Annotated in this window: 21 protein-coding genes and 1 tRNA gene; 14 read left to right on the forward strand and 8 right to left on the reverse strand. The window is 54.8% G+C overall.

Translation table 11 applies throughout. The features are described from left to right. Positions 1-3: 3 nt before the first annotated feature. From AC2FAP_RS11330 to AC2FAP_RS11385, 12 genes are all read left to right on the forward strand, one after another. A complete protein-coding gene (locus AC2FAP_RS11330; RefSeq protein WP_025202974.1) occupies positions 4-912 on the forward strand; it encodes a baseplate assembly protein in 909 nt (302 codons plus the stop codon). Further along, positions 905-1,435: a phage tail protein I gene (locus AC2FAP_RS11335; protein ID WP_040018803.1), complete on the forward strand. Its 531-nt coding sequence runs from the start codon at positions 905-907 to the stop codon at positions 1,433-1,435. Before AC2FAP_RS11330 ends, AC2FAP_RS11335 begins: the two co-directional genes overlap by 8 nt. Positions 1,436-1,446: 11 nt before the next feature. Beyond that, positions 1,447-3,645, forward strand: a complete 2,199-nt coding sequence (locus tag AC2FAP_RS11340) for a phage tail-collar fiber domain-containing protein (RefSeq protein ID WP_449541330.1) — start codon at positions 1,447-1,449, stop codon at positions 3,643-3,645. 1 nt (position 3,646) lies between these two features. Further along, entirely contained in the window at positions 3,647-4,078 is a 432-nt protein-coding gene (locus AC2FAP_RS11345; RefSeq protein ID WP_025202977.1) for a tail fiber assembly protein, read from the forward strand. A gap of 313 nt (positions 4,079-4,391) precedes the next feature. Further along, positions 4,392-5,579 (forward strand): phage tail sheath protein, encoded by a 1,188-nt coding sequence (locus AC2FAP_RS11350; RefSeq protein WP_025202978.1) that lies wholly within the window; start codon positions 4,392-4,394, stop codon positions 5,577-5,579. A gap of 11 nt (positions 5,580-5,590) precedes the next feature. Then, positions 5,591-6,109, forward strand: a complete 519-nt coding sequence (locus AC2FAP_RS11355) for a phage major tail tube protein (RefSeq protein ID WP_014171681.1) — start codon at positions 5,591-5,593, stop codon at positions 6,107-6,109. 56 nt (positions 6,110-6,165) lie between these two features. Then, positions 6,166-6,474 (forward strand): phage tail assembly protein, encoded by a 309-nt coding sequence (locus AC2FAP_RS11360; protein WP_014171680.1) that lies wholly within the window; start codon positions 6,166-6,168, stop codon positions 6,472-6,474. A 32-nt stretch (positions 6,475-6,506) separates the two neighbouring features. After that, positions 6,507-6,626: a GpE family phage tail protein gene (locus tag AC2FAP_RS11365; protein ID WP_014171679.1), complete on the forward strand. Its 120-nt coding sequence runs from the start codon at positions 6,507-6,509 to the stop codon at positions 6,624-6,626. Further along, entirely contained in the window at positions 6,619-9,066 is a 2,448-nt protein-coding gene (locus AC2FAP_RS11370; protein ID WP_449541329.1) for a phage tail tape measure protein, read from the forward strand. The genes AC2FAP_RS11365 and AC2FAP_RS11370 overlap by 8 nt, the downstream gene beginning before the upstream one ends. 11 nt (positions 9,067-9,077) lie before the next feature. Beyond that, entirely contained in the window at positions 9,078-9,542 is a 465-nt protein-coding gene (locus AC2FAP_RS11375) for a phage tail protein (protein WP_449541328.1), read from the forward strand. Then, entirely contained in the window at positions 9,539-10,693 is a 1,155-nt protein-coding gene (locus AC2FAP_RS11380) for a phage late control D family protein (protein WP_449541327.1), read from the forward strand. The genes AC2FAP_RS11375 and AC2FAP_RS11380 overlap by 4 nt, the downstream gene beginning before the upstream one ends. 67 nt (positions 10,694-10,760) lie before the next feature. After that, a complete protein-coding gene (locus AC2FAP_RS11385) occupies positions 10,761-10,961 on the forward strand; it encodes an ogr/Delta-like zinc finger family protein (protein WP_025202983.1) in 201 nt (66 codons plus the stop codon). Positions 10,962-11,042: 81 nt separating this feature from the next. Here the strand turns inward: AC2FAP_RS11385 and AC2FAP_RS11390 are convergent. Beyond that, positions 11,043-11,118 (reverse strand) — tRNA-Ile (locus AC2FAP_RS11390). A 124-nt stretch (positions 11,119-11,242) separates the two neighbouring features. On the opposite strand from AC2FAP_RS11390, the gene mug reads away from it, so the two are divergent. Further along, complete coding sequence (gene mug / locus AC2FAP_RS11395) at positions 11,243-11,749, forward strand: G/U mismatch-specific DNA glycosylase (protein ID WP_025202984.1); 507 nt, start codon at positions 11,243-11,245, stop codon at positions 11,747-11,749. 83 nt (positions 11,750-11,832) lie between these two features. Here the strand turns inward: mug and rpoD are convergent, their stop codons facing one another. From rpoD to rpsU, 3 genes are all read right to left on the reverse strand, one after another. Further along, positions 11,833-13,680: an RNA polymerase sigma factor RpoD gene (gene rpoD, locus AC2FAP_RS11400; RefSeq protein WP_020883616.1), complete on the reverse strand. Its 1,848-nt coding sequence runs from the start codon at positions 13,678-13,680 to the stop codon at positions 11,833-11,835. A 150-nt stretch (positions 13,681-13,830) separates the two neighbouring features. Continuing rightward, positions 13,831-15,576: a DNA primase gene (gene dnaG, locus AC2FAP_RS11405; RefSeq protein WP_025202985.1), complete on the reverse strand. Its 1,746-nt coding sequence runs from the start codon at positions 15,574-15,576 to the stop codon at positions 13,831-13,833. 114 nt (positions 15,577-15,690) lie between these two features. Beyond that, positions 15,691-15,906 carry a 30S ribosomal protein S21 gene (rpsU, locus tag AC2FAP_RS11410; protein WP_001144069.1) on the reverse strand — a complete coding sequence of 72 codons (216 nt, stop codon included), beginning with the start codon at positions 15,904-15,906 and terminating at the stop codon, positions 15,691-15,693. A 236-nt stretch (positions 15,907-16,142) separates the two neighbouring features. Between rpsU and tsaD the strand changes: the two genes are divergently transcribed. After that, positions 16,143-17,156 carry a tRNA (adenosine(37)-N6)-threonylcarbamoyltransferase complex transferase subunit TsaD gene (gene tsaD, locus AC2FAP_RS11415; RefSeq protein ID WP_148576787.1) on the forward strand — a complete coding sequence of 338 codons (1,014 nt, stop codon included), beginning with the start codon at positions 16,143-16,145 and terminating at the stop codon, positions 17,154-17,156. Positions 17,157-17,196: 40 nt separating this feature from the next. Here tsaD and ureG read toward each other — a convergent pair whose 3' ends face one another. From ureG to ureE, 4 genes are read right to left on the reverse strand one after another with little or no spacing between them, the layout of a single operon-like run. Beyond that, entirely contained in the window at positions 17,197-17,814 is a 618-nt protein-coding gene (gene ureG / locus AC2FAP_RS11420; RefSeq protein WP_014171666.1) for an urease accessory protein UreG, read from the reverse strand. A 9-nt stretch (positions 17,815-17,823) separates the two neighbouring features. Further along, positions 17,824-18,498, reverse strand: coding sequence for an urease accessory protein UreF (locus AC2FAP_RS11425; protein WP_044857722.1), 675 nt, complete (start codon positions 18,496-18,498; stop codon positions 17,824-17,826). Further along, complete coding sequence (locus tag AC2FAP_RS11430) at positions 18,498-19,037, reverse strand: HupE/UreJ family protein (protein WP_020883621.1); 540 nt, start codon at positions 19,035-19,037, stop codon at positions 18,498-18,500. The genes AC2FAP_RS11425 and AC2FAP_RS11430 overlap by 1 nt, the downstream gene beginning before the upstream one ends. Positions 19,038-19,046: 9 nt before the next feature. Next, positions 19,047-19,511, reverse strand: coding sequence for an urease accessory protein UreE (ureE, locus tag AC2FAP_RS11435; protein ID WP_449541326.1), 465 nt, complete (start codon positions 19,509-19,511; stop codon positions 19,047-19,049). Between the last annotated feature and the right edge of the window lie 8 nt (positions 19,512-19,519).

Consider the following 19,519-nt stretch of genomic DNA (forward strand, 5'->3'; position numbering starts at 1 on the left):
GCTATGGCTATTGTTGATCTGAGCCAGCTCGCCGCGCCGGATGTCGTGGAGGAGGTGGATTACGAAACGCTGCTGGCAGAACGAAAGGCCACTTTTGTCTCGCTCTATCCTGAAGAAGAGCAGGAGGCAATTGCACGAACGCTGACGCTTGAGTCAGAGCCGATTGTGAAACTGCTGCAGGAGAATGCGTATCGGGAAGTTATCTGGCGCCAGCGCGTTAACGAGGCCGCGCGTGCGGTCATGCTGGCCTACGCCACCGGTAGCGATCTCGACCAGCTTGGAGCTAACGCTAACCTTGCGCGTCTGGTGATAACGCCTGCCGACGACACGACGTTTCCGCCCACGCCGGCGGTGATGGAGTCTGACACCGACTTTCGTTTGCGTATCCAGCAAGCCCCGGAAGGGCTGAGCGTGGCGGGATCGACGGGGGCTTATCAGTTCCATGGCCGCAGCGCGGATGGCCGGGTAGCGGACATCTCTGTCATCAGTCCTCAGCCTGCGAACGTTACCGTCTCCGTGCTGTCCCGGGAGAATAACGGCGTGGCGTCTGAAGAGCTGCTGGCCATTGTTCGCAACGCGCTGAACGATGAGGACGTCAGGCCCGTTGCCGATCGTGTGACCGTTCAGTCCGCCAGCATTGTCGACTACAACATTGCGGCTTCTCTTTTTCTCTTCCCAGGTCCCGAAAGCGAGCCAGTGCTCAACGCGGCAAGGGCCCGGCTGCAGGCCTATATAACGGCACAGCACCGGCTCGGGCGGGATATTCGTAAGTCCGCCATTTACGCTGCACTGCATGTTGAGGGTGTACAACGCGTCGAACTGACCGCGCCTGCGGCCGATATTGTGCTTGATGAAACCCAGGCCTCATGGTGCAGCCAGTACAGCGTAACCGTTGGGGGAAACGATGAGTAATGCCCGATTGTTACCGGTGGGGTCGTCGCCGCTTGAGGTCGCGGCGGCGCGCGCCTGTGCCGACATTGAGAATACCCCCGTCCCGCTTCGTCACCTCTGGAATGCCGACACCTGTCCGGCAAATCTGTTGCCCTGGCTGGCGTGGGCGTTTTCGGTTGACCGCTGGGATGAAAACTGGCCGGAGGCTACCAAGCGCGATGTTATCCGCAATGCATGGTTTATCCATGCACACAAAGGAACGATTGGCGCAGTACGCCGCGTGGTGGAGCCACTTGGCTATCTGATCAACGTGACGGAGTGGTGGCAAACCAACGACCCGGCAGGCACGTTTCGCCTGGACATTGGCGTGCTGGAAACCGGCATCACCGAAGAAATGTATTACGAAATGGAGCGGCTTATTGCTGATGCAAAGCCTGCCAGCCGACATCTTATCGGCCTCAATATCATTCAGGATGTTCCGGGCTATCTCTATACCGGTGCCCTGAGCTATGACGGCGACATCATCACGGTTTACCCCGGATAAGTGAGAGCACAATGACAGTGAAGTATAAAACGGTTATCACCAAAGCCGGCGCCGAAAAACTGGCTGCCGCAACCGTCCCGAACGGGAAGAAAGTGAATTTTACGGCGATGGCGGTGGGTGATGGCGGCGGGCAACTCCCGACGCCAAATGCCAGCCAGACGAAACTCATCAATGAGGTCTGGCGTCATGCGCTGAACAAAATCAGCCAGGACAAAAAGAATAAAAATTATGTCGTGGCGGAGCTGCTGATCCCTCCTGAGATCGGCGGGTTCTGGATGCGTGAAATGGGGCTCTATGATGATACCGGGACGCTGATTGCTGTCGGCAATATGGCTGAAAGTTACAAACCTGCACTCGCTGAAGGATCGGGACGTGCGCAGACTGTGCGTATGGTCATCATGGTGAGTGATATCGCTTCGGTTGAGTTGACGATTGACACCTCAACGGTGATGGCGACGCAGGATTACGTCGACGACAAACTTACCGAGCACGAGCAGTCCCGACGCCATCCTGATGCTTCTCTGACGGCAAAAGGTTTTACTCAGCTCAGTAGTGCGATCGACAGTGTCTCTGAAGTCGTTGCCGCGACGCCAAAAGCGGTGAAGGTCGCGTATGACCTGGCTAAAGGGAAATATACAGCTCAGGATGCCAGCACGGCACAAAAGGGTATCGTCCAGCTCAGTAGTGCGATCGACAGCGTGTCTGAGGTGCTGGCCGCAACGCCTAAAGCGGTAAAGGCCACCTATGACCTGGCCAAAGGGAAATATACGGCTCAGGATGCCAGCACGGCACAAAAAGGTATCGTCCAGCTCAGCAGCGCCATTGACAGTGTATCTGAGACGCTGGCCGCGACGCCGAAAGCGGTGAAGGCTGCGTATGACAATGCTAATGGACGCGTGCCGTCAGGGCGTAAAGTAAATGGGCGGCCATTGACTAGCGATATCAATATTACGGCACAGGATATTTTTAACGGTCAGGCAGTGGGGATTGGCAATGCTGAAGATTTGAATGCCTACACCATGCCGGGACTATATTATCAGCCAGCGAATGCACAGGCCCAAACGGGTAAGAATTACCCAGAGTCGAATGCCGGTTCACTTGAGGTTTATAAACACGCGGGTATTACGCAGGTTTATCGGATCTACAACAACTCTCGCGCTTACATCCGCACGCTCTACAGTGGAACGTGGTCAGCCTGGACTAAACAGTATGATGCTGTAAATAAACCAACCGCTGGTGAAGTTGATGCTGTTTCAGCGTCACAAGGCGGAGCATTTCAGAGAACTGTAAATTTTAATGGCGGTCTGAGCGTGCGAAGTGCTACCGGGATTTTTTCTGGGGGCGATGCAGCAAGTTTTTCTGATAACAATATGCTATTGAAATCGTGGTATGGGATTGGATTTTATTGCACCTTAACCTCAGCAGGTGGTCCAGAAGCGGGTATTACAGGGTACATCAATACCCGCAACGGTCGCCTTGAGATGAAGGAGCGAATCATTCCAGGCGATTATGCCAACTTCGATGAACGATATCTCAAGTTAGCTGGGGGGAGGCTTAGCGGGAATCTGGAGATTAATAATAACGCGCCCATCATTACTTTTTCTGAATCCGATACTGGGAAAAAGTATTTTATAGTTGCTGATGGGAGTGGGTTTCGTATTAATGAAGATTCAACTGGCGGTAATTTTGTTATTTCTTATGCCGGGGCAAGCAAGCAACTAAGAACAATTGGTCAATTTGTGCCTGGTGATTATGCCAATTTTGACGCCCGCTATTACACGAAAGCGCAGTCAGATGCCGGTTATATGCCTAAAACCAGTGCGTATACTAAAACCGAAAGTGATGGACGTTTTCAGGCGAAAGGCAGCTACACACCTGCTGGCCAGGCTTATACCAAAGCTGAATCGGATGCTCGTTATGGAACGGGAAGAACCACGACGGGTAACAATAGCGCTTATTACACCCATGGCAATGGCACTGTTTTTATGCAGGCAGTTAGAAGTATTGCAGTAGGCAATAACACAGCTGTGACTGTCACCCTGCCAACGTCATTCCCTAATGGTATTTTAGGTACTGGTGTCAGTTATTTTGGAAGCGGTGGTAATAATTCCGATTCATTTTATCTTTGCACACCTGTTGGGAAAAATCAGGTGAAAATAGAAACGCATAACTGTAACGGTACATTTTCATTAATTGTGGCAGGCTATTGAGATGAAAAAATATTTTAGTAACTCAGATAGCAGCTTTTATCTTGAAGACACTATTCAGGTTTACGAAGCTCAAGGTATTGCTGTTCCTCCAGATTTGAAGGAGATCTCAGAACAGGAATACGAATCTTTCATGGTATCACCTGACAGGATGACCCCTCATTACAATGTTAATAAAAGTTGCATGGAATGGGTTGAAATTGCCCCGCCATCACATGAAGAGTATATTTATAATGCCCAGTCAATGAAGTCGAGGTTATTGTCTCTGGCGACACAAGCTATCTCACCTCTTCAGGATGCCGTTGATTTATCTATGGCGACTGAAGCGGAAATTCTCTCTTTACAGCAGTGGAAGAAATACCGGGTATTGCTTAATCGTGTTGATACCAACAACGCACCGGATATTATCTGGCCTGACGCTCCGTCTAACAATTAACACAAAGCCCGCGTATGTCGCGGGCTTCATTTTTTCTTTCTTCTAAACACTAACCCATCATTACACTCTATCCTTCCCCGACAGCAACCGGCATTGTCATATCTACATTTTTCGCGAGATAAGATAAAAAACCTTCATGATTGCTTTGAGTAAGCATTTCGCCTTTTTTTAAACGCTACCGTCAATATTTTTTTCTGGCAAACCTACGTCCTGCCATTATGCGTTGTGCTGTAACTTCACCAACGGCATTTCATTTCTAATATTTCGAACTCACCACAAAATGATGACTCCACTACACCACGGAGTTAAACGGATGGGCGACTATCATCACGGCGTGGAAGTCATCGAAATCAACGATGGCACCCGCACCATTTCCACCGTCTCGACGGCAATCATCGGCATGGTCTGTACGGCCAGCGATGCGGACGACAAGACATTTCCTTTAAACGAGCCTGTGCTCATTACCAACGTGCAAACCGCGATTGCGAAAGCCGGGAAAATGGGGACGTTGTCCGCTTCCCTGCAGGCGATTGCCGATCAGTGTAAACCGGTTGTTGTTGTCGTGCGTGTCGCTGAAGGCACCGCTGATACCGCTGAGGAAGCACAGAAAGAGACTATCTCTAATATCATCGGTACAACCGATGAAAACGGTAAATATACCGGTCTGAAAGCGCTCCTTACCGCGAAAACGGTCACTGGCGTTAAGCCACGTATTCTCGGTGTTCCGGGGCTGGATTCGCAGGAAGTGGCGACCGCGCTGGCCGCCATGTGCCAGAGCCTGCGCGCGTTTGGCTATGTCAGTGCATGGGGTTGTAAAACCATTTCAGCCGCTATCGATTACCGCAAAAACTTCAGTCAGCGCGAGTTGATGGTGATTCACCCTGATTTTCTGGCGTGGGATACCACCACCAACACGACGACCCACGCCTGGGCCACTGCACGTGCTCTCGGCCTGCGCGCCAAAATCGACCAGACGATTGGCTGGCACAAAACCCTGTCCAACATCGGCGTTAACGGTGTCACAGGTGTAAGCGCCTCCGTGTCCTGGGATCTGCAGGAACAAGCGACCGATGCGAACCTGCTTAACCAGGCCGGCGTCACCACGCTTATTCGTAACGACGGCTTCAAATTCTGGGGCAACCGTACCTGTTCAGACGATCCGCTCTTCGTCTTTGAAAACTACACCCGTACCGCGCAGGTGTTGGCCGATACCATGGCCGAAGCACACGCATGGGCAATGGATAAACCCATTACGCCAACGCTCATCCGCGACATCGTTTCCGGTATCAATGCCAAATTCCGTGAGCTGAAAACCAACGGCTATATCGTTGATGGCACTTGCTGGTATGACCCGGAATCAAATGATGCATCGACCCTGAAAGCAGGGAAATTGTACATCGATTACGACTACACCCCTGTCCCGCCGCTGGAGAACCTGACCCTGCGCCAGCGCATCACCGATACCTATCTGGCAGACCTGTCCGATTCGGTTAACAGCTAAGGAGCTGAAGCATGGCGTTACCACGCAAACTTAAATATCTGAACATGTTCAACGATGGCCTGAGCTATATGGGCGTTGTTGAGTCTGTCACCTTACCGAAGCTCACCCGCAAACTGGAGAAGTATCGCGGCGGCGGTATGCCGGGCTCGGTCTCTGTCGACCTCGGCCTGGACGATGATGCCCTGGCGCTTGAGTGGACCATTGGCGGTCTGCCGGACGTCGCGCTGTGGGCACAGTATGCCTCTCCGGGCGCGGACAGCGTGCCTCTGCGCTTTACCGGCTCCTTCCAGCGTGACGACACGGGCGAAATCTCCGCCGTCGAAATCGTCATGCGAGGCCGTCATAAAGAGTTTGATGGTGGTGAAAACAAGCAGGGCGAGAGCGGCACCACCAAGATGTCCACCGAGTGCGCTTACTACCAGCTGACCATCGATGGCAAAGAGATCATCGAAATTGACATCATCAACATGGTGCTGAAAGTCGACGGCGTCGATCGTCTGGCGGAACACCGTAAGGCGATTGGCCTGTAAACCTTTAACCGGCCGGGACTGCCGGCCGGTAAGTTAACTTTCTGAAGAGTAACGAAATGGAAAATATCAACGAGACCGTCATTAACGAAAGCGAAAACCCGAACACCATTACGCTCGACACCCCCGTTCTGCGCGGCGAGCAAAAAATCGAAAAGGTGACCGTCGCAAAACCTAACGCGGGGACTCTGCGTGGGGTATCGCTGGCGTCGCTGGCACAATCTGACGTCGATGCGCTGATTAAAGTGCTGCCGCGAATGACCTCGCCGGCCCTGACCGAGCATGAGATTGCGCGTCTGGATGCTTCCGATCTGCTCTCTTTTGCGGGCAAGGTGATCGGTTTTTTGTCACCGGCTTCGGCTCGCTAACATTTCCCGAAAACCTGTCGGTCGATGATCTGATGGCGGATATCGCGGTGATCTTTCACTGGCCGCCGTCAGAGCTGTACTCGCTGAGCATGACCGAACTCCTTATATGGCGCGAAAAGGCGCTGCAGCGAAGCGGAAACTACCATGAGTAATAATGTCAGACTTCAGGAGTTGCTTAAGGCAGTCGACCGGGCAAGCCGACCGCTTAACGCTATTCAGAACGCCAGTCTCTCTCTCGCGGCCAGTATCCGCGATTCAGAGGCGGCGTTGCGCGCGCTTGATGAACAGGCGGGCCGCATTAACGGCTTCAGAAAAGCCAACGAACAGCTCGCCGTGACGGGGCAATCTCTTGCCCGGGCGAAACAGCAGACCGCGGAGCTGGCGCTCCAGCTCAAAAACACCCAGAACCCAACCCGTGACCAGGCGGATGCGCTGGCGGCAGCCCGCCAATCTGCCGCCGCGCTTAAGCTTGAGTACAACAATTTACGCCAGTCAGTGCAGCGCCAGCGCGGTGAGCTGGCGCAGGCAGGGATTAATACGCGCACGCTGTCGTCAGATGAGCGTCGTTTAAGACAGGGTATCAGCGAAAAAACGCTACAACTAAATCGACATAAAGAGGCGCTTGCCAGGGTCAATCAGCAACAGGAGCGGCTTAATACCGTCCAGAACCGCTACGAGTCTGGCAAACGTGTTGCCGCGGGTGTGCAGCAGTTTGCTAATGCGAGCGCAGGAATGGCAAAGGAGGGTTTTAATCAGACGTCCCGCTTTATTGCCCCGGGCATCCGTTTTGAAAAACAGATGTCTGCCATACAGGCAAGCCTGGGACTGCAGAAGGGGGATACCAGGCTGGAGGCCATTCGTCAGCAGGCACGGGATGTCAGCGTCAGTACAGGAACCTCTACAGATGTTGTCACCCGGGCGCAGGGCGAGCTGGCCCGGTCAGGCTATGACGCCGACGGGGTGGTGGCCGCCACTGTGCCGACGGTTAACCTCAGCCTCGCAGGGAATATTGATGCCGCAAAAGCGGTCGACATCATCCGCAGCACGCAGGCCTCGTTTAACCTGGCGAATACGGATGTTGAACGCGTTGCAGATGTCCTTACCCGCGGTTTCACTGCGTCAAATACCAGTCTCACCGAACTGAGTACCGCCGTTGCATCCGCCGCACCTGCCGCCGGAGAAGCCGGCGCCAGCCTTGAGGAGACCACCGCGCTGCTTGGTATTCTGATGGAAAAGGGGATGAAAGGGGCAGATGCCGGCGCAGAGGTTAGCGCCATGTTGAGCCGCCTGCAGACGCCGGATGGGCAGCGTTCTGCAGCGCTGAATGAACTGAAGGTGCAAACCCGGGATGGTGAGGGTAATCCACTGCCGACAGAGAATATCCTCAAGGCGATCTCTGCCTCATTCGAAAACAGCAAAATCGGTGCGGCTCAACAAACGGAATACCTGAAGGCCATTTTCGGTGCGGATGCGATGCAAGGCGCAGGCGTACTGGTTTCAGCGGCTGGGAATGGAGCACTGGATAACAAGCGCCAGACACTCCAGGGCGCGAGGGGGAGCACCGCGCTGACAGCCTCGGTTCAGGGCGATAACCTCGAGGGTGATATCAGCAAGTTCCAGGCTGCATTAAACGGCCTGAAGATTGATGTCTTTGATAAGGCCGATGGTGCCCTGCGCACGCTGATCTCAACCGCGACCGGATGGCTTAGTACGCTCTCTCTCTGGGTCAACGCTAACCCTGCACTGACGCAAGCCCTGGTCAGCGTGGTTATGGGCGCACAAGCCTTTGCCGGTGTCCTGGGCACGCTAGGTATGGTGGTCGCCCCCATTGTGTCAGGCCTGAATCTGGTGATAACCGCTGCCGGGATGCTGGGCACGGTATTCAGCGTAGTGGGGGGGAGCATCATGACGGTGCTGGGCGCCCTGAGCTGGCCCGTTATTGCTCTCGGAGCGGCAATTGCCGCTGGCGCTTTACTGATTCTTAAATACTGGGAGCCCATTAGCGCCTTCTTTGGCGGGGTGATTGAGGGGCTTTCTGCGGCCTTCGCGCCGCTGGGCGAGCTGTTCTCTCCGCTGTTACAGGCCTTTGGTTTCATTTCAGAAAAACTGGGCGGGATCTGGCAGTGGTTCATCGAACTGATTGCGCCGATTAAGGCGACGCAGGAAACGCTCGACAGCTGCAAAAATGTCGGCGTGGCGTTCGGTCAGGCACTGGGTGATGCGCTAATGGCGCCGCTAAATCTCTTTAACAGCCTGCGCGGCAAGGCCAGCTGGCTGCTGGAGAAACTCGGCGTCATAAAAAAAGAGTCGGGCAATATCGACTCGGCTGTACCGAAAGAGGGCACATCCTCTGCTGACGCCGGCAGTGCCTGGGACCCGGCGTCACCTGTTTACGGCGGCTTCATGGGATACCAGCCGATGGCAGCAGCGGGAGGGCGTTCTTACATCGATCAGAGTAAAAGTGAATACAACTTCACGCTGCAGGGGAGCGCAGTCTCCGGAACGGATCTGACTCGTCAAATCCGGGAGGCTATAGAGAGCAGTGAGCAGGTAAAAGCGAGACGGCAGCAATCCAGCTTTATGTATGGTTAAGGAGAGAGAAAATGTTAATGGTGCTGGGTCTGTTTGTCTTTGAACGACGAACCTTACCGTATCAGTCAATGATATTTACAAAAGACTACCGCTGGGCATCCAACGAACGCATCGGGAAACCCAAAGCCTGGCAGTACCTTGGCGAAGGTGAGACATCCTTTAACCTTTCCGGATTACTTTACCCGGAGCTCACGGGAGGGCGGCTTTCTCTCAAGGCAGTTGAGCTGATGGCGAATGAAGGGCGGGCATGGCCGTTGATAGACGGTACCGGCATCATTCACGGCATGTTTATCATTGAGAAAGTCACGCATACGCATTCGGATTTTTACAGCGATGGCACTGCCCGGAAAATTGATTTTACCCTGGTACTGAAACGCGTGGACGAATCGCTGATGACGACGTTTGGCGACCTGAGAACGCAGGCCTCAGAGCTGGTGGAAAGCGCACGTAATAGCATTGGAGGGCTGGTGGGATGATCACCGAAATGAATATCCGGGCGGGTGGGAAAATCGCCCCTGATTTCATGCTTAAGCTTGACGAGCGCGATATCACGCAAAATTTCAGCCATCGTCTTATCAGTTTGACCATGACCGACAAACGTGGGCTGGAAGCCGATCAGCTGGATATTCTACTGGATGATTCCGACGGGTTGTTAGACCTGCCTGCCCGGGGGGCAAGACTGTCCTTATGGCTGGGATGGGAGGGAACACCGCTCCAGCCTAAAGGGGAGTTTACGATAGATGCGATTGAATTCCGGGGCACGCCGGACACGCTGACCATCCGGGGATGCAGCGCAGATTTTCGTGGGAAGCTCAACGTGCGGCGCGAACAGTCGTGGCATGACACGACGATCGGCGCGATAGTCAACACCATTGCTCAGCGTAACCAGTTTACCGCCAGCGTCGGGGCGGGACTTGCATCCATCGCCATTTCTCATATCGATCAGTCACAGGAGACTGACGCGGCGTTTCTCTCCCGCCTGGCCGAACGTAATGGTGCATTTGTTTCAATCAAAGCCGGGAAGGTTATTTTTATGAAAGCGGGCCATGCCGTGACGGCCAGTGGCACACCGCTTCCCTTAATGATGATTGAGCGTGGGGATGGCGATCGGCACCTTTTTTCCGTCGCTGACCGTGAAAATTATTCCGGCGTGACGGCCAAATGGCTGCAAACGCGTGACCCAAAACAACAAAATACTCAATTGAGTATTAATCGTCAGCCCGGGGGGCAGCCGACAGAAGGACTACAGCATCCGAATGCCGCTGTACCGGTAGCGGGAGCAGGAGGCAAGGCAGAGAAGCCGCAAGAGAGGCTGGTGGGGTCGGCGGAAAACGTTTTTGAGCTCACCACGGTTTATGCCTCTGAAGAGCAGGCGCTCAGGGCTGCGGAGGCGAAGTGGCGCGCGCTTCAGCGGGGTACCGTGAATTTTTCTATCCAGCTGGCGCTGGGACGCGCCGATCTGTATCCCGAAACGCCGGTGCTGGTCAACGGCTTTAAACGGGTCATTGACGAGCAGGCGTGGATTATCAACGAGGTGGTTCATACTCTCAGCGAGAGTGGATTTACCACGCAACTTAAGCTTGAGCTGAACGTCGCGGATGAAAAATTTTCTATCTCAAATGAGTAATTTATTTGCTATTGATGTCTTTTTGGGTATTATTAATTCACAAATTGTGAATTATGTGGAGGGGTACATGTTTCATTGTCCTAAGTGCAAGCATTCCGCGCATGCGCGTACCAGTCGCTATTTAAGTGAAAATACCAAAGAGCGCTATCACCAGTGCACCAATGTGGACTGCAGCTGTACGTTCGTGACGATGGAGTCCGTGGAGCGTCTGATTGCGACACCTGGCGCCGCTGAGCGTGTCCGAACGGCTTCGCAGACCCACGGTTAGCGACTGCGCCACCGGCTCAAAAAAACCAATAAAAAAGCCACTCAATCGAGTGGCTTAATCATTTGATTCTACAGCTAAATTTGGTGGCCCCTGCTGGACTTGAACCAGCGACCAAGCGATTATGAGTCGCCTGCTCTAACCACTGAGCTAAGGGGCCGTGGCGGTGAATTATAGAGGAACTCCCTTCAGCAATCCAGCCATTCACACCTGCCTGCTGTTTTTATAAACAATGCATAATCAATCCTTTATACTTCCATAAGGATGTATCAATGGGAGTAGAGATGATCAACGATATTCTGGCCCCGGGCTTGCGGGTGGTGTTTTGCGGGATTAACCCGGGGAAGTCCTCAGCGCACACCGGTTTTCACTTTGCCCATCCGGGGAATCGCTTCTGGAAGGTTATCTACCAGGCCGGGTTTACCGACAGGCTACTGAAGCCTGAAGAGGAGCAACACCTGCTGGATACGCGCTGCGGGATTACCATGCTGGTCGAGCGGCCCACGGTACAGGCGAGTGAGGTGAACCTGCATGAACTGCGCAGCGGTGGGCGGGAGCTGATTAAGAAGATTGAAGATTATCAGCCGGCAGCGCTGGCCATCCTGGGCAAGCAGGCTTACGAACAGGCGTTCAGTCAGCGCGGTGCGCAGTGGGGCAAACAGGCCATCACCATTGGCGTCACGCAGGTGTGGGTGCTGCCGAACCCGAGCGGGCTTAACAGGGCAACGCTGGATAAGCTGGTGGAGGCGTATCGGGAGCTGGATGAGGCCCTGGTTGTGCGTGGGCTGTAGGGCGGTGTTTCCTTGTCCCTGAGGGGCGGAGAAAATGCAAAAAAAAAGCTCCCTAAAGGGAGCTTTTTCACTGACAGGATCGATTAATCGTCCAGGAAGCTACGCAGTACTTCAGAGCGGCTTGGATGGCGCAGTTTACGCAGCGCCTTCGCTTCGATCTGACGGATACGTTCGCGGGTAACGTCGAACTGTTTACCCACTTCTTCCAGCGTATGGTCGGTGTTCATATCGATACCGAAACGCATACGCAGCACTTTTGCTTCACGGGCGGTCAGGCCAGCCAGAACGTCGTGCGTTGCAGCACGCAGGCTCTCGGTCGTCGCAGAGTCCAGCGGCAGCTCGAGGGTGGTATCCTCGATGAAATCACCCAGATGCGAATCTTCATCATCACCGATTGGTGTTTCCATGGAGATTGGCTCTTTGGCGATCTTCAGCACTTTACGGATCTTGTCTTCCGGCATCAGCATGCGCTCAGCCAGCTCTTCCGGCGTTGGCTCGCGGCCCATCTCCTGCAGCATCTGGCGGGAAATACGGTTGAGCTTGTTGATGGTCTCAATCATATGCACCGGAATACGGATGGTGCGCGCCTGATCCGCGATAGAGCGGGTGATAGCCTGACGGATCCACCAGGTAGCATAGGTGGAGAACTTATAACCACGACGGTATTCAAACTTATCAACCGCTTTCATCAGACCGATGTTGCCTTCCTGAATCAGATCCAGGAACTGCAGGCCACGGTTGGTGTACTTCTTGGCGATAGAGATAACCAGACGCAGGTTCGCTTCAACCATCTCTTTCTTCGCACGGCGGGCTTTCGCTTCACCGATGGACATACGACGGTTGATGTCTTTAACCTGCTCAATGGTCAGGCCGGTCTCTTCTTCAATCTGATGCAGTTTCTGCAGGCCGCGGAACACGTCTTCTTTCACGTCATGCAGTTTTTCAGACCACGGCTTGTTCATCGCGATAGCCGCGTTGAACCAGGTTTCGCTGGTTTCGTTGCCGGTGAAGAGGGTGATGAAGTTCTTCTTCGGCATTTTGCACTGCTCAACGCACAGTTTCATGATGATGCGTTCCTGGGTACGTACGCGATCCATCATCACGCGCATGCTGTTAACCAGGTAGTCGAACTGTTTAGGCACCAGACGGAACTGTTTGAAAACTTCAGACAGTTTCAGGATCTCTTCCTGTGCGGCTGCGTGGCTGCGACCTTTTGCTTTGATGGTGTCACGCGTGACTTCGTACTGGGTACGCAGCTCGGCAAACTTCTCGCGTGCCAGTTCCGGGTCGATGCTGTTGTCATCATCGGCGGTGTCGTCGTCGGCATCTTCCTCATCTTCGTCTTCGTCATCATCCATCTCTTCCTGAGACAGTTCAGAACCCACGTGAGTGGCGGTCGGTGCCATATCTTCTTCAGCGTTCGGGTCGACAAAACCGGTGATCAGGTCAGACAGGCGCGCTTCTTCCGCTTCAACACGATCGTACTGCTCCAGCAGATAGGTGATCGCTTCAGGGTATTCGGCAACAGAGCACTGAACCTGGTTGATCCCGTCTTCGATGCGTTTCGCGATGTCAATTTCGCCTTCGCGGGTCAACAGTTCAACGGTACCCATTTCGCGCATGTACATGCGGACCGGGTCAGTGGTACGCCCGATTTCAGATTCCACGCTGGACAGGACCTGTGCAGCAGCTTCTTCCGCATCTTCGTCAGTGTTGTTGGAGGTTTCAGCCAGCAACAGATCATCGGCATCAGGTGCTTCTTCCATCACCTGAATACCCATGTCATTGATCATTTGGATGATGTCTTCGATTTGATCTGAATCGACGATATCTTCCGGCAGATGGTCATTGACCTCGGCATAGGTCAGATAGCCTTGCTCCTTACCGCGTTGGACAAGAAGTTTCAGCTGTGACTGCGGGTTTTGCTCCATAAGACGGTATCCACACTTAATTCGTTTGATTGGTGTCGGCGATGGGGCTGCCAACCTTTAAAGCGAGGGCGTACTTATATTTGTGCCGCTGCCTCTCAGTGCGGCTGCCGGGGGCTTCCCGATCGATATTCGGCACTTAAGCCGTTGAATTCATTTTTTTGCCAGCTCCTGGTTCAGCATCCAGAGTTCCCGGCGTTCTTCGCTGCTTAAGCCGTGTGTGCGCTCGCGAGCTATCAACTCTTCCTGGCGCAGCTCAAGCATCGAATCAAACATATGGTTGAGTGAGTCGGTGAACGTTTTTTCTGCAATGTCCTTATCTGCTATATCGTCCCACATCGACAGTTTTTCAAGGGTAGCAGCCTCTTTTGTGCCGCGATAATGTTCTAAAAGTTGTCCGGTGGTCAGACCTGGCTGAGACAAACAAGTGTTGACCAATTCTGAAAATAAGCCAAGCCCGGGCAATTTTTCGTGGTTCAAACCCGCCAGCGATGGCACTTGCGGAGCAAGTTCGGGGTTTTGAACCAGTAACCCTATCAGTATACGCATGGTTGTGCGTTTTAGCTGAGGCGCGGGACGAACCGCACCGTTTTCAGACTGTTTAGGCATTAAACGTTCAAGCTGGCTGTCATCCAGAATGCCGAGCTTGTTGCCTAGCTCCTGACGCAGATAGATGCGCAGCGTTTCGCCGGGCACCTGACTGATTAACGGCAGCGCCAGCGTGCTGAGCTGCGCGCGCCCGTCAGGGGTACTCAAATCGACCTGCGGCATCAGGCTGTTAAACAAAAACGTGGAGAGCGGCTGAGCCTGCTCCATCCGCGCTTCAAACGCCGCTTTGCCCTCTTTACGCACCAGCGTATCCGGGTCTTCGCCGTCGGGCAGGAACATAAAGCGTAACTGACGCCCGTCGGTCATATAAGGCAGTGCGGTTTCCAGCGCACGCCAGGCGGCGTCGCGCCCTGCACGGTCACCGTCGTAACAGCAGATGACATTGTTAGTCACCCTGTACAGCAGCTGAATGTGATCGGCTGTGGTCGAGGTGCCCAGAGATGCAACCGCATAGTTGATGTCGTACTGCGCCAGCGCGACGACATCCATATAGCCTTCGACGACCAGAAGGCGCGGAGGTTCCGCGTTATCCTTCAGCGCCTCATAAAGACCGTAAAGCTGGCGGCCTTTATGAAAAATATCGGTCTCCGGGGAGTTGAGGTACTTCGGCAGGGCATCACCCAGCACGCGACCACCAAAACCAATCACCCGGCCACGCTTGTCGCGGATCGGGAACATCACCCGTTCGCGGAAGCGGTCGTAGCTTCGTCCCTGGTCATTGGTGACCAGCATGCCGGCATCGATAAGGGACTTACGATCTTCGCTATTGCCGCCAAAACGCTTTAACACGTTGTCCCAGCCGGGCGGGGCGTAACCAATAGCGAAACGCGCAATCACATCGTCACTCAGTCCGCGCGCTGTCAGGTACTGACGCGCAGGCTCAGCAGCAGCGTGCTTAAGAGACTGTTGATAAAACGAGTTCAGACCATCCATCAGTTGGTACAGCGTCTGCCGTTGATGGCGCTCGATCTGGCTTGGCCCACTGCCTGCTTCATACGGCACTTCAAGGTTGTGCATCGCCGCCAGCTCTTCGACGGTTTCAACGAACTCGAGCTTGTCGTAGTTCATTAAAAAATCGACAGCATTACCGTGAGCACCACAGCCGAAGCAATGGTAAAACTGCTTTTCACCGTTTACGGTGAAGGAGGGGGTTTTTTCGTTATGGAAAGGACAGCACGCATGGTAGTTCTTGCCCTGCTTTTTCAGCTTTACCCGCGCGTCGATGAGATCGACGATGTCGGTTCTGGCTAGCAGGTCATTGATGAATACGCGTGGGATTCGTCCGGCCATATGCCCCAAAAATTTTAGTAACTCATAAACGAAAACAAGCCGCGCATTCCTTCCGGAAGCACGGCCTTACGACTACAACTCTGTCTGTCATTGAGGGCTGAGGCCCTCAACTGATTAGTACAGACGAGTACGGCGTGCGTTTTCGCGAGCCAGTTTCTTCGCGTGACGTTTCACAGCAGAAGCTTTAGCGCGCTTACGTTCGGTCGTTGGTTTTTCATAGAACTCACGACGACGAACTTCAGCCAGAACACCTGCTTTCTCGCATGAACGTTTGAAGCGACGCAGTGCAACGTCGAACGGCTCGTTTTCACGTACTTTAATTACCGGCATGTAACTCTCACCTTTGATAAATTCGGTTTGCCGCTGGCATCAACGCCAGCTTATTTCAAAATGGTGCGGAATTTTACTGCAAATGCTGCTGCTTTGTAAAGCACCGACGCGTTTTTGAAAGGGACTTTAATAAGGGTGAGGAGTATACACGAGGCTTCTTCCTGGGGCGAACAAAGTTTTACATCAATCCGCATTGGCCCTACACTGCGCGGTATTGAAACGAGGTAAAACAAGTCATGCGTGTACTGGGTATTGAAACATCCTGCGATGAGACCGGCATCGCCATTTACGACGACGAAAAAGGGCTTCTTGCCAACCAACTGTATAGTCAGGTGAAATTACACGCTGACTACGGCGGCGTCGTGCCTGAACTGGCTTCTCGTGACCACGTGCGTAAAACGGTTCCCCTGATTCAGGCGGCGCTGAAAGAAGCCGGGTTGAGCTCTACTGATATTGATGCTGTAGCGTATACCGCAGGCCCGGGCCTGGTGGGTGCGCTGCTGGTCGGCGCAACGGTGGGCCGTTCGCTGGCATTCGCGTGGGATGTGCCGGCCATTCCGGTTCACCATATGGAAGGGCATCTTCTGGCGCCGATGCTGGAAAATAATCCGCCTGCGTTTCCTTTTGTGGCGCTGCTGGTTTCAGGTGGCCATACCCAGCTGATTAGCGTAACGGGCATTGGCAAGTATGAGCTGCTCGGCGAGTCCATTGACGACGCAGCCGGTGAGGCCTTCGACAAAACGGCCAAACTGCTGGGTCTGGATTATCCTGGCGGTCCGATGCTCTCGAAAATGGCCTCGCAGGGCACGGAAGGGCGTTTCGTCTTCCCGCGTCCGATGACTGACCGTCCAGGGCTGGATTTCAGCTTTTCCGGTCTGAAAACCTTCGCGGCCAATACCATTCGCAATAACGACGATAGCGAGCAGACCTGTGCTGATATCGCCCGTGCGTTCGAAGACGCGGTGGTCGATACCCTGATGATCAAATGCAAACGCGCACTGGAAAAGACCGGCTTTAAGCGTCTGGTGATGGCCGGGGGCGTCAGCGCCAACCGCACGCTGCGTGCAAAACTCGCGCAGATGATGCAAAAGCGTGGTGGGGAAGTATTTTATGCCCGTCCGGAATTCTGTACCGATAACGGGGCGATGATCGCCTACGCGGGTATGGTACGTCTGAACGCTGGCGCGACCGCCGATCTGAGCGTCTCTGTACGTCCACGCTGGCCGCTGGCGGAGTTGCCGGAGGCGTAATGCCTGACCCTCTCCCGCCAGGGAGAGGGGAGTTATACGGTTACACCCGCAACATCCCTTTCTCTTCCAGAAATGTCACGATCGTCGCCAGTCCGTCGCCCGCCTTCAGATTGGTGAAGGTCCACGGGCGCTCGCCGCGCATGCGGTTGGTGTCACGCTCCATCACCTCCAGTGAGGCCCCCACATAGGGTGCCAGGTCGGTTTTGTTGATCACCAGAAAATCGGATTTGGTAATCCCTGGGCCGCCCTTACGCGGGATCTTCTCCCCTTCAGCGACGTCAATCACATAGATCGTCAGGTCAGCCAGCTCCGGGCTGAAGGTGGCGCTCAGGTTGTCACCGCCGCTTTCAACGAAGATCAGGTCCAGATTGCCGAACTTTTCGCTTAACGCTTCCACTGCCGCCAGGTTCATTGAGGCATCTTCGCGGATTGCGGTATGCGGGCAGCCGCCCGTCTCCACGCCCACGATGCGCTCTGGCTCAAGAGCGCCCGCTTCGGTGAGAATGCGCTGATCCTCTTTGGTGTAGATATCGTTAGTCACCACTGCCAGGTGATAGGTGTCGCGCATTGCTTTGCAGAGTGCTTCCAGTAACGCGGTTTTACCCGACCCCACCGGGCCGCCCACGCCCACGCGTAGGGGATGTTTGTAATCAGCCATGTTGTCTCCTCAGGAACGGAATAATCGTGAATATTGTGTTTCGTGGCGCGCAGAGGCGATGGCCGACAGCGGCGTTGCCGCACCCAGCGCGTCGTCGCCACGCAAAAAAGCCGGTTCAAGCCCAGCGGCAAAGTGGTCGCTCAGGTCGATAATCAGCTGCTGCGCCGCCTGTTGCCCGAACGGCACCAGCTTGACACCTGCCATGACCGCGCTCTCAATCCAGCTGTAGCCCAGGCTCAGGGCCAGCTCATGGGCGCTAATGCCCCAGCGTACTCCGAGCCACGCCATGCCGCTGAGCTGGCTCAGCATAAACAGCGTCCGCCACTCTGCCGGACAGTCCGGCTCCCAGCTTTTGAGCAGGCGCGTAAAGGCCGCTCCGCGGTTGCGTTCCTCTTCACGCAGTTCACGCGTTTCACGGCAGGCGAGAAGGTAGGCCGTCCAGCGTGTTGCCGTCGCCAAATCGTTTTGCTCGCACGCCTGATAAAGTCGGGAAAACAGCGGCAGATCGACACAGAACAAGCTCTGCTCCATCTGCAGGATCTGCCAGTTTTTGAACGCCTCAGCATCGGGGACCCAGCCTGCTTCTACGGCCCACTCCAGCCCCTGCGACCAGGTGAATGACCCGACCGGAAGGCTGCTGCTGGAGAGCTGCATCAGGCGCAGCCGCTGGCGGACGTGCTCCATCAGCTCATCAGCGCCAGCAGCGCAGAGACAATCAGCCCGCCACCAAAGGTTTTACGCAACCCGTCGTGACGGCGCAGCAGTAACCCGGCGGCGAAGCTGGCGCACAGCACCGTGGCACTGGCAAACATAAAGCCGCTGGTGAAGAGCCAGAAGTTGTGGCCAGACATCTCTACCCCGTGCGCCCAGCCGTGGAACATTGCCAGCGCCGGCACGGCCAACAGCAGGCGATTTTCGGTTTTAAACATCATCGCGCCGCAGACCGCCAGCGAGGCGATAATCAGCATTTCCATGCCGCTAAAGCCGCCAAGCAGGCTGCCTGCAACGGCCCCGGCCAGCATCATGCCGAGAGTGGCAAGGGGCAGCAGCAGCTTGCGCCCGCTCAGGGCCGAAAGTACGCCCGCACCGGTTAGCATCAGCAGATGATCAAGACCCGTCAGCGGATGGAAAAAACCGGCCTGAAAGCTGTCTGTGCCGTGTCCGGGATGCGCCAGGGCAGGAAGAGAAAAGGCCAGCAGTAACAGAGGTAAAAACGTACGCATGATGAATCCTTAATGTGAATGAGAGTGACTATGACTATGGCTATGGGCATCGCTGGTATACGCCCCTGCTTCCGGTTCAAACGGGAGGGTGGCAAATGTCACCTCGAGCCCGAACTGGCGCAGCATGTCATCGAGCACATGATCGTGGTGATAGCGCAGCTCGCCAGGCATGATCTGCAGCGGCACGTGGCGGTTGCCGAGGTGGTAGCAGGCGCGGGCGAGCAGGAACGGATCGTCGCAGCGCACCACGGAGACCGATTCCGGCGCGGCGATCACCTCGATCACCTCGCTGCCGTCGTCAGTGGTCAGCAGATCTCCCCCGCGCAGCAGCAGGCCGCGCGGCAGCATCAGCCCGGCTTCGCGACCGTCATTCAGCGTCACGCGGGCACGGCTTTTTACCCGGACATCAATCGGCAGCGTGACGCTGGCGGTTATCGGATGGGCATGGTCAAGGCGTTGGGTCAGGTAGATCATCGTCACTC

The organism is Enterobacter cloacae complex sp. 394I7, assembly GCF_057320345.1.

Excerpts from the sequence above, each read along its gene's own strand:
- AC2FAP_RS11380 (WP_449541327.1), top strand. The coding sequence starts at position 9,539 with ATGATCACCGAAATGAATATCCGGGCGGGTGGGAAAATCGCCCCTGAT.
- AC2FAP_RS11340 (WP_449541330.1), top strand. The coding sequence starts at position 1,447 with ATGACAGTGAAGTATAAAACGGTTATCACCAAAGCCGGCGCCGAAAAA.
- rpoD (WP_020883616.1), bottom strand. The coding sequence starts at position 13,680 with ATGGAGCAAAACCCGCAGTCACAGCTGAAACTTCTTGTCCAACGCGGT.
- AC2FAP_RS11430 (WP_020883621.1), bottom strand. The coding sequence starts at position 19,037 with ATGCGTACGTTTTTACCTCTGTTACTGCTGGCCTTTTCTCTTCCTGCC.
- AC2FAP_RS11360 (WP_014171680.1), top strand. The coding sequence starts at position 6,166 with ATGGAAAATATCAACGAGACCGTCATTAACGAAAGCGAAAACCCGAAC.
- AC2FAP_RS11345 (WP_025202977.1), top strand. The coding sequence starts at position 3,647 with ATGAAAAAATATTTTAGTAACTCAGATAGCAGCTTTTATCTTGAAGAC.
- AC2FAP_RS11370 (WP_449541329.1), top strand. The coding sequence starts at position 6,619 with ATGAGTAATAATGTCAGACTTCAGGAGTTGCTTAAGGCAGTCGACCGG.
- AC2FAP_RS11350 (WP_025202978.1), top strand. The coding sequence starts at position 4,392 with ATGGGCGACTATCATCACGGCGTGGAAGTCATCGAAATCAACGATGGC.
- AC2FAP_RS11355 (WP_014171681.1), top strand. The coding sequence starts at position 5,591 with ATGGCGTTACCACGCAAACTTAAATATCTGAACATGTTCAACGATGGC.
- AC2FAP_RS11425 (WP_044857722.1), bottom strand. The coding sequence starts at position 18,498 with ATGGAGCACGTCCGCCAGCGGCTGCGCCTGATGCAGCTCTCCAGCAGC.
- dnaG (WP_025202985.1), bottom strand. The coding sequence starts at position 15,576 with ATGGCCGGACGAATCCCACGCGTATTCATCAATGACCTGCTAGCCAGA.
- rpsU (WP_001144069.1), bottom strand. The coding sequence starts at position 15,906 with ATGCCGGTAATTAAAGTACGTGAAAACGAGCCGTTCGACGTTGCACTG.
- tsaD (WP_148576787.1), top strand. The coding sequence starts at position 16,143 with ATGCGTGTACTGGGTATTGAAACATCCTGCGATGAGACCGGCATCGCC.
- ureE (WP_449541326.1), bottom strand. The coding sequence starts at position 19,511 with ATGATCTACCTGACCCAACGCCTTGACCATGCCCATCCGATAACCGCC.
- ureG (WP_014171666.1), bottom strand. The coding sequence starts at position 17,814 with ATGGCTGATTACAAACATCCCCTACGCGTGGGCGTGGGCGGCCCGGTG.
- AC2FAP_RS11375 (WP_449541328.1), top strand. The coding sequence starts at position 9,078 with ATGTTAATGGTGCTGGGTCTGTTTGTCTTTGAACGACGAACCTTACCG.
- AC2FAP_RS11335 (WP_040018803.1), top strand. The coding sequence starts at position 905 with ATGAGTAATGCCCGATTGTTACCGGTGGGGTCGTCGCCGCTTGAGGTC.
- AC2FAP_RS11330 (WP_025202974.1), top strand. The coding sequence starts at position 4 with ATGGCTATTGTTGATCTGAGCCAGCTCGCCGCGCCGGATGTCGTGGAG.
- mug (WP_025202984.1), top strand. The coding sequence starts at position 11,243 with ATGATCAACGATATTCTGGCCCCGGGCTTGCGGGTGGTGTTTTGCGGG.
- AC2FAP_RS11365 (WP_014171679.1), top strand. The coding sequence starts at position 6,507 with ATGGCGGATATCGCGGTGATCTTTCACTGGCCGCCGTCAGAGCTGTAC.
- AC2FAP_RS11385 (WP_025202983.1), top strand. The coding sequence starts at position 10,761 with ATGTTTCATTGTCCTAAGTGCAAGCATTCCGCGCATGCGCGTACCAGT.